13 protein-coding genes are annotated in these 15,494 nt (G+C 46.2%); 6 read left to right on the forward strand and 7 right to left on the reverse strand.

Annotated features, from left to right (window positions below):
- The first annotated feature begins 36 nt into the window (after positions 1-36).
- Positions 37-1,986, forward strand: a complete 1,950-nt coding sequence (locus tag TH61_RS15625; RefSeq protein WP_066511371.1) for a KUP/HAK/KT family potassium transporter — start codon at positions 37-39, stop codon at positions 1,984-1,986.
- A gap of 117 nt (positions 1,987-2,103) precedes the next feature.
- On the opposite strand, the gene TH61_RS15630 is transcribed toward TH61_RS15625, so the two are convergent.
- The gene (locus tag TH61_RS15630) at positions 2,104-3,912 is read right to left on the reverse strand and encodes a M61 family metallopeptidase (protein WP_082780400.1); all 1,809 of its coding nucleotides are present in this window, start codon (positions 3,910-3,912) and stop codon (positions 2,104-2,106) included.
- A 125-nt stretch (positions 3,913-4,037) separates the two neighbouring features.
- Here TH61_RS15630 and TH61_RS15635 point away from each other — a divergent pair, with 125 nt between their 5' ends.
- Both TH61_RS15635 and TH61_RS15640 read left to right on the forward strand, forming a co-directional pair.
- Positions 4,038-4,628 (forward strand): C40 family peptidase, encoded by a 591-nt coding sequence (locus TH61_RS15635; protein WP_071887988.1) that lies wholly within the window; start codon positions 4,038-4,040, stop codon positions 4,626-4,628.
- A gap of 872 nt (positions 4,629-5,500) precedes the next feature.
- The gene (locus TH61_RS15640; RefSeq protein ID WP_066511375.1) at positions 5,501-5,944 is read left to right on the forward strand and encodes a DUF2147 domain-containing protein; all 444 of its coding nucleotides are present in this window, start codon (positions 5,501-5,503) and stop codon (positions 5,942-5,944) included.
- Positions 5,945-6,017: 73 nt separating this feature from the next.
- On the opposite strand, the gene TH61_RS15645 is transcribed toward TH61_RS15640, so the two are convergent.
- From TH61_RS15645 to TH61_RS15655, 3 genes are all read right to left on the reverse strand, one after another.
- Positions 6,018-6,488, reverse strand: a complete 471-nt coding sequence (locus TH61_RS15645; protein WP_066511376.1) for a hypothetical protein — start codon at positions 6,486-6,488, stop codon at positions 6,018-6,020.
- Between the two features lie 219 nt (positions 6,489-6,707).
- Entirely contained in the window at positions 6,708-8,675 is a 1,968-nt protein-coding gene (locus tag TH61_RS15650; protein ID WP_066511378.1) for a M1 family aminopeptidase, read from the reverse strand.
- A gap of 113 nt (positions 8,676-8,788) precedes the next feature.
- The gene (locus TH61_RS15655) at positions 8,789-10,057 is read right to left on the reverse strand and encodes a T9SS type A sorting domain-containing protein (RefSeq protein WP_066511379.1); all 1,269 of its coding nucleotides are present in this window, start codon (positions 10,055-10,057) and stop codon (positions 8,789-8,791) included.
- A gap of 146 nt (positions 10,058-10,203) precedes the next feature.
- On the opposite strand from TH61_RS15655, the gene TH61_RS15660 reads away from it, so the two are divergent.
- Both TH61_RS15660 and TH61_RS15665 read left to right on the forward strand, forming a co-directional pair.
- Complete coding sequence (locus TH61_RS15660) at positions 10,204-12,414, forward strand: sensor histidine kinase KdpD (RefSeq protein WP_082780401.1); 2,211 nt, start codon at positions 10,204-10,206, stop codon at positions 12,412-12,414.
- A 10-nt stretch (positions 12,415-12,424) separates the two neighbouring features.
- Positions 12,425-13,150, forward strand: coding sequence for a response regulator transcription factor (locus TH61_RS15665; protein WP_066511389.1), 726 nt, complete (start codon positions 12,425-12,427; stop codon positions 13,148-13,150).
- A 33-nt stretch (positions 13,151-13,183) separates the two neighbouring features.
- On the opposite strand, the gene TH61_RS15670 is transcribed toward TH61_RS15665, so the two are convergent.
- From TH61_RS15670 to TH61_RS15680, 3 genes are all read right to left on the reverse strand, one after another.
- Entirely contained in the window at positions 13,184-13,816 is a 633-nt protein-coding gene (locus tag TH61_RS15670; RefSeq protein WP_066511390.1) for a cytochrome c oxidase subunit 3, read from the reverse strand.
- 192 nt (positions 13,817-14,008) lie between these two features.
- Positions 14,009-14,362, reverse strand: coding sequence for a hypothetical protein (locus tag TH61_RS15675; RefSeq protein ID WP_066511392.1), 354 nt, complete (start codon positions 14,360-14,362; stop codon positions 14,009-14,011).
- The gene (locus tag TH61_RS15680; RefSeq protein ID WP_066511394.1) at positions 14,359-14,565 is read right to left on the reverse strand and encodes a hypothetical protein; all 207 of its coding nucleotides are present in this window, start codon (positions 14,563-14,565) and stop codon (positions 14,359-14,361) included. Before TH61_RS15680 ends, TH61_RS15675 begins: the two co-directional genes overlap by 4 nt.
- A 150-nt stretch (positions 14,566-14,715) precedes the next feature.
- On the opposite strand from TH61_RS15680, the gene TH61_RS15685 reads away from it, so the two are divergent.
- Positions 14,716-15,453: a hypothetical protein gene (locus TH61_RS15685; RefSeq protein WP_066511398.1), complete on the forward strand. Its 738-nt coding sequence runs from the start codon at positions 14,716-14,718 to the stop codon at positions 15,451-15,453.
- Positions 15,454-15,494 lie beyond the last annotated feature (41 nt).

Here is a 15,494-nt window from a genome sequence, read left to right on the forward strand (position 1 = left end):
AGGTGCTTATAGAAGCGGTTCACTAGAAAGAAACTTATGAGTAGTAACAGCCATTCTGCCAACCGCATAACCGGCGGAGGTTTATTGATCGCTTTGGGTATCATCTACGGCGATATTGGAACCTCTCCCCTCTATGTAATGAAGGCTATTATAGGTTCCACCCCTATCAATGCCACGTTGGTCTATGGAGGCATTTCTTGTGTTATCTGGACCTTGACACTCCAAACCACCATCAAGTATGTCACCATTACCCTACAAGCTGATAACAAAGGCGAGGGCGGCATCTTCTCTTTATATGCGTTGGTGCACCGGCATGCTAAATGGCTGGTTGTTCCGGCCATTATAGGTGGTAGTGCCCTCTTGGCCGATGGGATTATTACGCCTCCCATTTCTGTTTCCTCGGCGGTGGAAGGCTTGGAAATCCTTTACCCTCATATCCCAACCGTTCCTATTGTCATCTGCATATTGGCAGTACTCTTCTTGATGCAGAGTTTTGGAACGCAAATAGTAGGAAAGGCATTTGGGCCTGTCATGTTCCTTTGGTTTAGCATGTTGGCCATCTTAGGCATTGGCTCTGTTATTGCGCACCCAGAGGTATTAAAAGCATTCAATCCGTATTACGCTTATGACCTATTAGTTAACTACCCCGGCGGATTCTGGCTTCTTGGAGCGGTATTCTTATGCACCACGGGGGCTGAGGCTTTGTATTCAGACTTAGGTCACTGCGGAAAAGGAAACATCAGGATTAGCTGGGTGTTTGTAAAAACCTGTCTGCTCTTAAACTATTTGGGCCAGGGCGCCTGGTTAATGCAGTATGAGGGCAAAAAACTCACGCAGCTTTCTACCATTAATCCGTTCTATGGCATCATGCCAGACTGGTTTCTGATCATAGGGATTGCCATTGCTACCATTGCCGCCGTAATTGCCAGTCAAGCCCTTATCACTGGCTCCTTTACCTTGATCGGCGAAGCTATCCGGTTGAACATGTGGCCAAAGGTGCGCCTCATTTATCCTACCAACGTGAAAGGCCAATTGTATGTGCCAAGCATTAACTGGCTTCTATTGTTGGGCTGCGTGGCGGTGGTGTTGTACTTCAAGAAATCAGAAAACATGGAGGCGGCCTACGGGCTTGCCATCACCATGACCATGTTAATGACCACAACCCTGCTTTGCTACTACCTTTTAACCAAGCGGGTAGCCAGACTGTGGGTGTTTCTATTCTTGGTGGTGTATTTGTGCATTGAAGGTTCCTTCTTGGTGGCCAACCTTATCAAATTCCCACATGGTGGCTGGGTGTCCTTGGCCATAGGCTTACTGCTCATCACCATCATGTATATCTGGCTGAAGGCGTTTTACATTAAGCGCAGGCTGACAGAATACGTGAAGCTGAAAGACTACGTGCCTATGCTGCGCGAACTGAGCGAGGACGAATCCATCCCTAAATACACAACGCATTTGGTGTTTATGACCAGTGCCGAGCGTACCTCAGAAATTGAGTCAAAGATCATCTACTCTATCTTCCAGAAGAGGCCCAAGCGCGCGGATATCTATTGGTTTATACACGTAGAAACCATGGATGAGCCCTACACCATGGAATACAAGGTGAATGTTCTGGCGGCGCAGGATGTGGTTCGCATTGATTTCAGGCTGGGGTTTAGGGTGGAGCAGCGCATCAATTTGTTCTTCAGGAAAGTGGTGCAAGACTTGGTGAAGAACGGAGAGGTAGACATTACCAGCCGTTACAGCTCGTTGAGAGAGCAGAACATGATTGGTGACTTTAGGTTTGTAGTGCTGGAGAAATTCCTGAGCTATGAGAACGACCTTCCTTTCTGGGAAAACACCATCATGCAATCTTACTTTAACGTCAAGCAGTTCACCACCTCAGAAGGAAAATGGTTTGGTTTGGATACCAGCTCTGTAAAGGTGGAGAAGGTGCCATTGATCATCAACCCAGCCCGCGAGGTAGAACTACACCGCGTTAATTAATGTCTATTTTTAGGCTATTTCCTGTAAAATAGGCCAAAAACTAAAAAAGAGAGCGGCTCCCTAATCCAGGGAGCCGCTCTCTTTTTTATACTAATCCTAAATGTGAGAAGGTTAGCCTTATTTCTTGGCGTCCAACCAGGCTCTCAGCTGTTTTTTCTGAGAATCAGTGGCGTAAGGAAGAATTTTGGCTTCGTATTTCACCGTCTCGTTTTTCAGGAGTTTAATAGGGAGAATCATTAACTGACCTGAGCGGCTGATCACCAACTCAATCACGTCACCTACCTCATATGCCGGAATGGATTTGTTGAGGTCATCTGTCACGCGGTAGCCGTTCATCCCTATGATCTCATCTTGAACGTTCAAGCCCCCTTGCCAGGCGCTTCCGTTACGGGTAACACTGGTCACCACCGGTTTGCCACTGGCCATTGAGATGCCGGCGCCTAACAACGGGTTATTGGTTCCCTTGTTCACGTCCACCAGTTCTACCCCAACCGTTGCAAAGTAGGCATTGTAGTCAGGAGTCTCCACCCCGTAGGCGTATTTCTGGAAGAAGCTGTCTAGGGAATGGCCGGCAAATTTTTCCATGCCTTCCTGGAATTCTTTGTCTGTGTAGCCTCTCTTCTTTTTCTTGTAATACTCATCATACAAGGCGTCCATGGCCTCATCCAATCCTTTGGACCCATTGGTAGCCTTTCTTATTTCAAGGTCCAACAGCATGCCTAAAATGGCTCCTTTGCTGTAGTAAGACAAGAAGGTGTTGTAAGAGTTCTCATCTGGGCGGTATTGCTTAATCCAGGCGTTAAAGCTGGACTCTGCTGCCGACATGGCTTTGTTGCCTGGGGAGTTCTCTGCGCTGGTGATACCAGAGGCCATGTCATCCAAAAACTCTTCATCTGCTGTAAAACCGCTGCGCTTCACCAAAAGGTCAGCGTAATAGCTGGTAAACCCTTCAGATACCCACAGCATGTTGGTATAGTTTTCAGCGTCATAGTTAAACGGCCCCAAAGCAATTGGGCGCAAACGCTTCACATTCCATAAGTGGAAATACTCATGCGCAACTAGGTTCAGGAAACCTTTGTATCCCCGCTCGGTGCCGTATGTGGTGCGGGTTGCCTGCAAGGTGGTGGAGTTCAAGTGCTCCAATCCACCGCCGCCATTGTGCAAATTCTGGACGATGAAGACGTAGCGCTTCACGGGCAATTCCCCGAAGACTTTCACCGCTTCCTCTGTGACCTTTTTCATGTCAGCCATCAGGCGCTTGGGGTCATAGTTGGCGTCCCCGTACATGGCTACTTCATGCGGCACGCCGTTGGTCTCAAACGTAAAAATTTCATGGTTGCCAATCTCAAACGGGGAGTCAGCCAGCACGTCATAATCTGGGGCCTGATAGGTAAACTCCTTCCCTGCCACTGAGGATAAACCGGTAGACACTTTGGTCCACCCCTTGAAGGGGACAATGGTCACGGTTGAGCCCAGATCTTTATGGCCTTCTGGGTACATAAAGACACTGGTACCATTGATGTAACCATGGCTGGCATCCACAAAACTGGTGCGCACGCTTACCTCAAAGGCGTACACTTTGTAGCGCACGGTTAGGTCCTTGCCTTTATTGGCAATGCGCCAGGTGTTCTTGTTGATCTTGGTGGCAGGTATTTTTGAGCCTCCAGAAAGAGCCTCAAATGCCTCTACGTTCTTAGAGAATTCCCTGATGAGGTAAGAACCCGGTGCCCAAGTGGGCATTTTTAAATCCAGGTTTTTGTTCTTAAAGCCAGAGAGGCGCATTTCTACTTCAAAGTAGTGCGTGTGGGGCTCTGGCATTGAGACCTGGTACGAGATAGTGGGTGCGGCAAAAGCCTGGGAAGAGGTGAACGCCAACGCTACCAGTACTAGTAGGCAGAAACACCAGCTCAATGATTTTCTTATCATGTAAAAGGAAGGTTTTAGTTTGGGTTGAAACCGAATAATACGGCTAAAAGTGGGGTTTTCCAAGGTAAACGTGACCTGCGCCAACTACCCCTCTCCATCAACGTATGCAGGCCAAAGACATTGTCATGAAAAAAATATGGATTGGGTTTGGAATAGCCCTCTTAGTAATACTTCTAGTGAAAGTATTTACCGGCGAATCTGGAGATAAAACCGCACTCATTACGCGTACCAGCAAAGATGGACGAGACAAGGCATTTCATAAGGACTCGGCGGCGCATGCACCCTCAGACAGCCGGGCGTCATTGGACGTGTTGGAGGGAAACTACGCTAACAAAGCCGACAGCATTGTAGCCTTTGCCCTGCAGCGCTATGGGGTAGAATACAATTATGGCGGTGCCACGGAGGAAGGATTTGACTGCTCTGGATTCACCACCTATGTATACAAGAAATTTGGGGTAGACATTCCGCATGGATCTAGTTTGCAAGCCAAAGAAGGCGTCTCAGTACCTTTAGACCAGGCCCGCAAAGGAGACTTGCTTATTTTTACCGGTACCAACGTAGAAGACCGGACGCCAGGCCATGTGGGCATAGTTATGTCTGGCCCCGAAAAAAAGATTCAGTTTGTCCACTCCTCTTCTAACGGCGGCGTGAAGGTAAGCGAGGTAAAAGGTACACTTTATGAGAAACGCTTCTTAGACGTGAGGAGGCTGTTATAATTAAACCAATCCTTAATAGAAGACCTCGGGTTCTAATGAATAATCGAGCCCCGTTTTTGGCCTTTTTTCCAGAAAACAGGCCAAAAACGAGGTACTTGCTATTTAGTGGCAGCCAGGATTTAACCTAATAGAAATCTTTCTTACTGCTAGCGTCTCAAAAGTTTAGGCAAAAAAATACCCGGCCACTGCAGTAGCCGGGTACGGAATCCTTTGAAATGGTATCAAGCGACACAGGAAGGAACTGCCTCCCGCAAGTGCTTGGCTACCTCATGTCGGATTCGCCAGTTAGACCAAAGTCTTTAGCAAGCTTCAACACGATTAACGGTTGATACATGAGCTAGGCTTGATACATTCTTACTGGGATTAGACACTTTTACCTCCTTTCTTTAAGTACAACATAAACCCGTCTGTACATCCAAATAACTTATGGTTTCCATCTGGGCCCGGAGCACTCGCTTCCGTTGTATAAAGTTAAAAGAAGGCGTGATAGTTCAAAAGAAATGCTAAAAAATCGATCAACTTTCTAAGTGCCTATAACTGAGAATAAAAAAATTAATCCCTCTACAAAAAGGTAATTTTCCTACGGTGCGTGACCACGAAAACTCAGACAATTTTACTGCCTGTGATTCTTCAACTTTTGTAGCAACAAAAGATAAAGCGGCTGCAGTAAAGATTTAAGTAGTATAAGTTCTGATTAAAACCTATTCGATTGTAGTAGGAGCGTTACGCCATTTCCATTACTTTCAGCCAATTATTTTTGGGCAAGAAGCGGTTATTTTTATACAAAATATAAAGTATGCTAGCATCACATATGGAATTGGACCATTTATTGCATATATTCCCCTATAAAACAACAAACTAAACAAACCAATATGAAAAAGTTCTTTTTACTTGGGCTCTTCCTTTGTCTTGCAACGCTAGGATGGTCACAAAAAAGCACCGGCCAGAAAAATTCGCCAATTGGCATTTGGACCAATGAAGAGAAAGAGGCTCGCTTTGAAATCTACCAATGCGGAGACAGACTTTGCGGTAAAATTATTTGGTTGAAAGAACCTAACAGAGATGGCAAGCCAAAGGTGGACCAGTTCAACCCAGATCCTAAATTGCAGAAGCGCCCCGTGATGGGTCTTGTGTTCTTGAAAGGCTTTGAGTATGATGAAGACGGCAAATGGGATGATGGCACCATCTATGATCCTAAGTCAGGGAAAACCTATTCTTCTTACATGAAGATTCTTGGCAAAGACAAGCTAGAAGTGAAAGGCTATATTGGCATCTCTTTGATTGGCAGATCCCAAACCTGGACCCGCGTTCAATAAAAAGTCCTTACCCTATAACAGAAAAGGCTCCCAATTTGGGAGCCTTTTCTGTTATAGGGGTATGTAGACGCTCCTAGTAAAGATCAATAATTTTAATCTGCTTGTCTCTAAACGTAAAGGTGTCTCCTTTTACCTTGCCGGCCATGGCCTGGAATACCGGAGAAGCCGGAGAAATTGCAAAGAACTTCTCTCCGTCAATGTTCACTTCACCTAAGCTTACAGAAATGAAATAGTTCTGAGAGTCTGTATGCACCACAGATCCCAGTGAGATGTCATCATTGACTTTATTGCGCACAATGCGCTTGAGAATGCTCAACTTCCCAATGGCTTCGTCTAACTGCTTCGCAAACATGTCCCGCTGAATGTGGCAGGCTTCTCTAAAGGATTCAAACTTATCTTCAATGGCACCCTGACTGTCATTGGCGCTTTCCTGGGCCTCTTGCATGGCGTACCGAGCGTTGTCCACAAAATCAGTTTGCAAGCGTATGCACTCGTCCACCAAGCGGTGTTTTATCTCTAATTCAAAAGCAGTTTCAGTAGTCATACTTCAATTTTTAAAAGTTAAGGGAAACTCCAGACTTAACACCCAGAGAAAGAAGGTAATAACAGATGCAATGAACCAGTGAAAGTGTCGCTTTTGGCCTGTTTTCTGGAAGATAACCCAAAAACGTCCTAGCTTATTAGAGAATCATTGCAAAGCTTTAAACTGAAAATATTGAATTTTGTTGAATAATTCTTGAAAATTCATTGGATTAATTTGGCCCTAAATTTTTACGAACCTGACAAAGCTATACGAATCTCCCTTTTTTAACCTAAGTAAATAGGAGCCTGCGCGCAGTCCTGCCACCTCAATAACTCCTTGACTAATTTCTACTTTCCGCAAATTCCTTCCCAGCACATCTATAATAACCGCCTCCTCCCAACTACCATCTGCCTCTGTTAAGAAAAGCCTTCCAGTGGTAGGATTTGGGTATACCACTAAGTTAGAAGCCAATTCAGACAACAGGTTTACGTCCTTTTGATTGGATCGAAACACGTCCAACAGCCACTGATTTGGATCTACCTGGATAGTTTGAATGGCTCCCCGCACTTTGAATTTAAAAATCTCCGTTGGCTTATTTTGGGAAAAAGTAACCAAGGTATCTGTGACATCTGTAGAAATCAGATACTCTACATCTGTTTTAAAGAAGGCTGTGGCGGGGCTGGAACCAGATTGCGCTACTTTATATACCACGTCTTTGCCTTCCTGCGCCCAAGAGATATCAAAAATGGGAACCCCTTCGCCGTATACCCATTGGTCAAAAAAGGTTTGCAGATTCTGCCCGCTTACCCTTTCCGCTACCCGCTGGAAGTCTCTGGTGTCAGCTACTTTATATTTATATTCTTGTCTGTATTCTTTTAGTATTTGAAAAAATACGGCGTCTTGCTTGACTGCCTTCCGTAGCATGTGCAAGACAAAGGCGCCTTTTTTGTAAGACAGCGCCGAGTTGAAAATACGATTCACGTTGGTACTGTCTTTCACAAACACAGACCCTTGTGGTGCATTCACAGCACTTTGGTGGGCATTGTTGAGCCATCCTTTCGCATCTGAGGGGATTAGTTTCTGTAAGGCTAAGTATTCAGAGTAAGAGGCAAAGCCTTCGTTGAGCCAGATGTGGCTCCAGTCTTGACATGTCACCTCATCTCCCCACCATTGGTGCGCCAATTCATGAGCCGTCAAGGTGAAAGTGAAAGTGGACTGCGTGGTCATGGTTTGATGCTCCATACCACCGCCAATGGGCGCCATGCTGTGTCCATACTTTTCTTTGGCAAATGGATAGGTGCCAAACAGGTCAGAAAACGTCTGTAACAATGGCCCTGTCTGGTCAATCTGGAATTTAAAACTGTTTAAAACAGTAGGTGGGTTGTATAGGTAATTTTGTACCAAGAGTGGTTGAGGCACCCCAGGCAAATTGACAGAGAATGAATACTCCTGATAGTCAGACACCGCCACCGAAATCAAGTAGTAGGCAATTGGGTAGTTAGATTTCCACTCATAGCGGTGTTTTTGATTGGGCATTGGCGATACCTTTTGCAATAAACCGTTTGAACCTACTTTGTTAGTCACGTCTGTGGTCACCCAAACAGTCACAGAATCTGCTTTGTCTGCCAAAAGCTGCTTTACCGGGAACCACTCATATGCGGCAAAAGGCTCACTCAAGGACCAGGTCACCTGACTTCCCCAAGGTTGGGCTATGCCAGTGTTCAAACCGTTGCCAATGGCGGCGCTGGCTCCTGAGGGGGCTCTCCCACCGTATGTGATTAGGACGGTGAATTTTGCGTCTTTCGGCAAGGCGGTTCCCAGTTCGGCCACGGCCTCGCCTGCTTGCCGTTGCACAGATGTTTCTACTCCATTCACTTTTAGACTTGAAACCAATAAATTTGGATGCAACTCAAACGCAAACTTAGACAGCGGCACCAAGGCCGTAGCAGTGATGGTTACCTGCCCGCTTACATCTAGGGCATTGCGCTCCAATCCCAAATCCAGTTTATACCAGTGCACGTCATATTGGCTCATCAAAAAATTGTGGTTTGCAGACGTAATACCATCTGCCAACAGCACAGTGGTTGTTTTAATGCGAGCTGCGGCACAAGAATGTTCTTCCAATGGCTTTGTCTGGCCAATGACCTGGGCACTAGTCCAACAAAACATGAAAAGGACCAACTCAATGGTTTTAAAAGAAGGATGCATAGCAGAACAGCTGGTAGGTGAAAAGTGGTACACCAAGTTAGCAATCTTGGATCATATTTAAACAAACAAAGCCCAGCTAATGCCAGGCTTTGTTTGTTTAAAGACTAATTAAACTATTGTACCACTACTCTTTCTGAGCGAACGTTCTTGCCGCTTAGAATCTGAAGAATGTAGACGCCTCTGCCAAACCTACTCAGATCCAGCTCTCGGGTAAACATTCCTTTTTGCATGCCTGCATCTTCTTCCAAAACTGTTCTACCAGTGCTGTCCACCACGCGTAGTTTGGTCTCAGATTTCTTGTCTATTTGAAAGGAAACGGTGAACCGGCCACTAGAGGGGTTGGGATACAAGGTAACTTTGAGGTCATTCCCAGTCTTTGACTCTTTAGAGCTTTTTGCTTTCAATCTTTTTTTGCTGCCTTCTTCCTTGGTGGACCTCAGGATAATGATTTGATGCCTTTCCCCATCCCCAGGACTAAATCCTTGGAATCTGGCTCCCTCCTTTTCTGCGCCATTGGTTTTTATCCTGAAAACCCTGACACCACCAGTTGAATCCTTAAAAACGGAGAAGTCCCTAAGCCTAAAAGCGGAGTCTCCATGCATCTGAAGAAGGCTATCGGCGTGCAGCATTATTCTACCATGTAGTAAAGAATCGCCGGATAGCGACTTTCTTAAATAAAAAGTGTGTCCTTTTTGAGGAACTCCCTTTTCATCTAGACTGGTCACCCATTTTTCAATAGATTTACCTCTTACTAGCACCTGCCCATCTGCTAATTTTAAGACAGAATCTGAGGAAATTGATTTAAATAGAAGCGTGCGCAAGGAGTCATTCCCATGCAGCGGAAGCACTCGTACTTTATCAAATATTCCTGCTCCTTCCATGCCTGTAGATGCAATCGGTTTAGCCCCCAAGGATTTCATGGACCGGCTGTCTAGGTTCAAATTCTTCACTGCTGTTCTTTGAGAGACTCCTGCCGGAATTACCAAGGTAGTGTCCAAGGCAAAGTACTGCTCCCCTTCCTTCTTGACGATCTTAAGCTTAACGGTTCGCTCCTTGGTTGAGTCTTCTGAAAGCCACATTTGTCCCCGCAATGCCTTTCCGGCTTCTAGTGTTGACGGCCTTATCATCATGTGCTTAAAGGCTTCTGGATTCTTGGTATATACCTCAGAAAAGCGTTTGTGCTTGGCCAGTTGTTCTGGGGTTAAGGTTTCCAGCGTGTCTACTTCTACCAATTTGCCATTATGCTCTTTGAACATGTGCACACTGGTTTTTTCCTGGGCTGTGGCCTTCTTTTTCTTTTGAGCCATGGCCAAGGAGCTTGAAAGCCCTCCTAAGGCCAGTAGGCCCAGGAAGACAGAGGTGAAGGTTGGTTTCAGTTTCATATCTAGGTATATTAGAGGTGTATAATGGATTGACCTGCACAATATTACTGCCTCTGTTCTTAGAAATGGGTTAAGGCTCTGTTAATGTCTGTTAAGGAAAAGTTAAAGTCTTATTTGAGCCTGAGATAGCTCGTATCTTTGTAGAGATGAGAAAGAAAACACTGGTTTTGGTCATTGCCTTGATGAGCGTCTCCCTGCTGGGTTTGATTGCGTTTCAAGTGTATTGGATCCACCATGGCCTGCGCCTGGAGGCTGAGGTTTTTGACCGAAACGTACAGGATGCCTTGTTACAGGTGGCCAATAAACTAGAGACCCAGGAAAAGATCCAGTTCTTAAAGGAAGAGGCGCCTCAGATTAGAAAAGCAGTTTTAGAGCCTAGCCAAACAGAGAAACCCCTAGTCCCTACAACTGAAAAAAGGACTTCCCAGAAACATCAGGTACCTAAACCAATTTCCACTTCCCCTTTTTCCCAGAACGCGACTACTTACGTGGTCAGTGAAGTCAATAATAGTATTCAAACCCCTGTCCCTTTTACTCAGTCTGTAAACGTTTCTGCCGGCACCTACATCACGTCCATAGACCATCCAATAGTAAGGGCCTCAGCCACTAATGGCAAATCAACAGCTCAGAATTTTACCCACACGGGTCCCCGAGGTGGAGGAAGAAACCATTTGATTTTAAGGCCCAGCAAGATAGACAGCGCTAACCTGAATTTTGCCCATATCTTTGGCAACACCAAGGCAGATTCTGTCATTGTCTGGAAAGTCTTAGGCGCCCAAGCCAGAAAAGCCGACTCACTTTTAGCCAAAAGCCATAATCGGTCTTTCTTTAAATTAAGGACAGATTCAGTCGCGCTGCTGAGATTGGCCAATGACTCTACTATCCGGCGGAGGGACTTTGACATTTACCGCGGTATCCCGACCAAAGACATCAGGGCGGTCCATGTAAAAGACAAAGTCATAAACATATACACAGACACCCTCCGTATTTTGCCGCAAGGCACCAAAATAGCATTTGGTATGCCCTATGATTCTGTCAAGAAGAAGGCTTATAGGACAAATGTATATGAAAGTGCGCCTCCAACTCCAGTTTATATTAAGTGGAAAGATGAAAGCCAGGCTGCGCCAAAGCAGGAGCAACAACGAATAGTCACTGCTCAATTAACCCAAAAGGCCAAACAGCAGGCTGCCACTGTCAAAGCAGAAAAGGGACTAGAAAAAGTGATACAGCAGATGGCGGTAGAGTATGTGCGCAAAGAGAAGCCCTTACAAGAACGCTTGCAACAGTTACAGCTGAAAGAGCTGTTAGCCAGTGAACTAAAGGCCCGTCATATTTTAACGCCTTACCATCTTAAACTGATACAAACCGACAACAACACCTCGGTGCCCGGTGTATTGTTAACCTCATCCACCCTACCGGCAAACACTAGATTGGCAGAGGGTCAACAGTACAAAGTGCGCCTTTTCCCGAACGATGTTTTATCTGCGCCCAGCTTTCTTACTCTTGAGTTCCCCAACAGATACGCCTATGTGTGGCAAAGCATGTTGTTGCCTACCTCCATCTCGGTGCTGTTCACGTTGGTCATGGTGCTCACGTTTGCCTTCACGCTGTATACAATCCTGAGGCAGAAGAAACTCTCAGAAATCAAGAACGACTTCATCAACAACATGACTCATGAGTTCAAGACCCCCATTGCCACCATCTCCTTGGCCTTGGACGCGCTGGTGAACCCTAAAGTGCGCAAAGACGAATCCAAGATTGATTACTATGCGCGCATCATCAAAGATGAGAACAAACGCATGCACCACCAGGTAGAGAAAGTACTACAGACCGCGCAAATGGAGCGCAATGACCTACAATTGGCCTTAGAGGAAACCGATGTGCATGCCCTTATCCAAAAAGCCATTGAGCCGTTCCAGTTGCACATAGCCCAGCGCCAAGGCCAACTGGATTTAAAGCTGGAGGCAGATCAGCCCATTATTCAGGCTGACCCAGAGCATTTATGCAACATGATTGCTAATCTGCTGGACAATGCCAATAAGTATTCTCCTGAGGCTCCAAAGATTGTAATCCAGACGGCCTCTGTGGCCAATGGCGTCCATATCATGATAGAGGACAAGGGATTAGGCATGTCTCGGGAGGCCCAACAGCGGGTTTTTGATAAGTTTTACCGCGTGCCTACCGGAAACGTGCACAATATGAAAGGGTTTGGTTTGGGCTTAAGCTATGTAAAAACCATGGTAGAGGCCCACGCCGGTAACATCCATGTGCGCAGCGAGCTTGGCGCGGGGAGTAAGTTTACCCTATGGCTACCCAGACGTGTCCATTCCCAGCCAAACAGAGTCAACATCTTCTAATTAATTGCTTATGAATCCATCGGTTGCCACCCGCCTTTTATTGGTAGAAGATGATCCCAATTTCGGGATGGTTTTAAAAGACTATCTAGAATTGCATGACTATGACGTGACCTTGTGCACAGATGGCTTGCAAGGGTACCATGCGTTCCAAAAAGAATCTTTTGATGCCTGTATTCTGGATGTAATGATGCCGGTAAAAGACGGCTTCTCTCTGGCCACCGACATTAAAAAAGAAAACGCCCAGATGCCTGTCATCTTTTTAACGGCCAAAGCCATGAAGGCAGACATGCTAGAAGGCTTTAAGATTGGCGCAGATGATTACATCACCAAACCCTTTGACTCAGAAATCCTGCTGTGCAAGATAAAAGCCATTTTGCAGCGCAAGCAGGCCTCTGGCACCAATTCTGGCAAGCAAACCCTTACTGAGTACCAAATTGGCCGCTACCAGTTCAACGCCAAAACCAGGCTCATCATAGATGGTGCGCAAACCCAGAAATTATCCCCCAAAGAGGCAGAACTCTTGCTATTGCTGTGCCAGCACATGAATGACGTGTTGCCTCGTGAGGTGGCGTTGAGCAAAATATGGGGAGAGGATAATTACTTCACTGCCCGCAGCATGGACGTGTTCATTACCAAACTCAGAAAATACTTTAAAGGAGACGCCTCAGTAGAAATTGTGAATGTGCACGGCAACGGTTTCAGGCTACTGGCTCCTGTGACGCAGGGAACAATTTAAATCAAAGCCTCCGTTTTTGACCTGTTTTCTGGATTATAGGGCAAAAACGAACACAAAGTATAACACTAGCCATAGCAGATCCAGAAAATGCCAGTAAGTGCGCAAAATCTCTAGTTGCATGCGCCGGAAAGGGTCCCGGATGAACACCAAATGCCGGATGGGGTCTATGGCGGCTCTGTTCACTTTTAGGTATAGTACTGAGAGAAAGGTCAAACCACCGCCCAAATGCAGCAAGTGCATGGCAGATAACAGGTACAAGTAGGTGCCAATTGCCTGACCAGAGAAATAAATACCGCTTTTGGTCATCTCGTACCAAGCCACCACCTGTGACAGGGTAAACAGAATTCCCAGCACTAATCCCCAGCGCATGTTGCGTTTTAACTGATGCAGGTTGTCCTGCTTGTAAAACATGGGCACGTAATGGATGAAAAAGCCACTACAAAGGAGTAAGACAGTGCTAAGCGAGAAGAGTTTGGGGAGGTGGTAGCTATAGGAGAAAGGCATGGACCAGACTCTGTGCAAAAACAGGAAGATGACCACTAGGAACAGAATGCCCATGCCGGCCATGCTCATGTACAAAAGCATCTTGAGTGGCGGTATTCGTTCAATCTTCTCAAACCTGGAAGACTTGCCTGCTCCTATCTTATTTTGGTTCTCAGATCTCATCTGGTCTTATCTACTGGGTCACACCCATCCCCTCCCGTACTAGGGACTGTGTACTCTTTAATACCCTGAGGATGAGGCAAATGTTTAACGGTTTACGCTAAATAGATGCAAATTCTTTCTGGTGGGTTGCATGGCCTGTCCTAAATAGGCAAAACTTCTATTAGCGTGCCATTAACGCTAGCAGTACTTCCCCTATTTAAAGAAGGAACCCAGCTTGCCAAACAGCGCATTGCCTACCGCGTACCGGGGAGCCGGGCCTTCGCCAAACGCCACATACGTCTTGTTATTGACGCGCACATCCACTACTAAACCTAACTCCAAGATGACTTGGTTTATTTCGCGGGCTTTGTCAAATAGTGCGTTCAATCCCCCAGAAGGGCTTTTAGAGGGACCAGACTTGAAGCTGTCGGCTACGCGCTCCAGGGCGGCATGATCCATGAAGTTGATCAGGACAAAGTTCTCCTCAGCTACTACCATCACATTATCAGCCCCTATGCCTACTAACAGCTGAGCCGACAATTCAACGGTTCTTTCTCCTACCTTCATGAGTGCTCGGCGCGCGAAGAGCTGGTCTTAATGGTTAGGCGGCCGTTGAGACGCCACGTGCTTGGGGTTCCCTGGGCACCGGGGCCTTGGACAGAGATGTCTTCAAACTGAAAAGAGGCTTCCATGTCTGCAGCTGTTAGTTTGTCCAGAATGACAGCGGCTAGCTCAGAGAACTTTTGAATGGATTGGGTAGAATCAGGCATACAAGTAAGTTGAAATGGTCTTAAAAATACGGCCTGTAAGACACGCGGTTACAAAAGAAGGGTTCTATATAGGTGCGTCCATATCCTAGACCGTCTAACCTACGTATTAGCCACAAATCAAACCAAGTACGCCTTGGTGACCAGACTACCATGACACGACTCTTTAAACGCATAGCTATTTACTGCTTCAGCCTGGCCGTTTATGCTATTTCTCCTGCTGCCACCGCCCAGACCGTGAACTGCAGCCAGCCCTTCGGATATTCTAAAAATTCTGAATTTGTATACCAGGTAACAGACAAAGGCAGAGCCAAAGGCACTTTGCATAACATGGTCATGCAGCAGACATCACCAGAGGCCGGTGTAACCCAAATAGATTTTAAAAGTGCGCGCATCAATCACAAAAAACGACCCGCCACCGCGGAGGAGTTTAGGATTAAATGCACCGGAGACTCCGTCTATTTGGATGCGAAGCTCCTGTTACGCGAACAAGCCCTGAGGACTTTTGACGGCAAAGAGTTTGATTTCATCATGAAAGACATAGCCTACCCCTTAAATCTTGCCGTGGGCCAAAGCCTGCCAAACGCAGGTTTGGATGTGCGGGTAAAATCATCACAGGTAAACATCACGCGCATTGTCATGATTGCCAGCAACCGACAGGTCATTGCCAAGGAGGCCATCAAAACGCCGGCGGGCAGCTTTGACTGTTACAAGATCACCTACCAATATTCAGTAACGTTTGATGCGCTGGGATTACCGCTGAAGGATGTGTTCACGGTAGAGGAATATTTCTCTCCAGAGCACGGCTTGGTAAAGATTCAGTTTTACACCAAGAAAGGCAAAAAAGCGAAAGGCTTAGAGCTCATCTCTAAAAGAGAAAGAACCAGTTAAACATTACTAATTGGTCTTACAAAAAAAAGCCGTTTTTGGCC

It is taken from the genome of Rufibacter sp. DG15C (genome assembly GCF_001577755.1).
Taxonomy (GTDB): Bacteria; Bacteroidota; Bacteroidia; order Cytophagales; family Hymenobacteraceae; genus Nibribacter.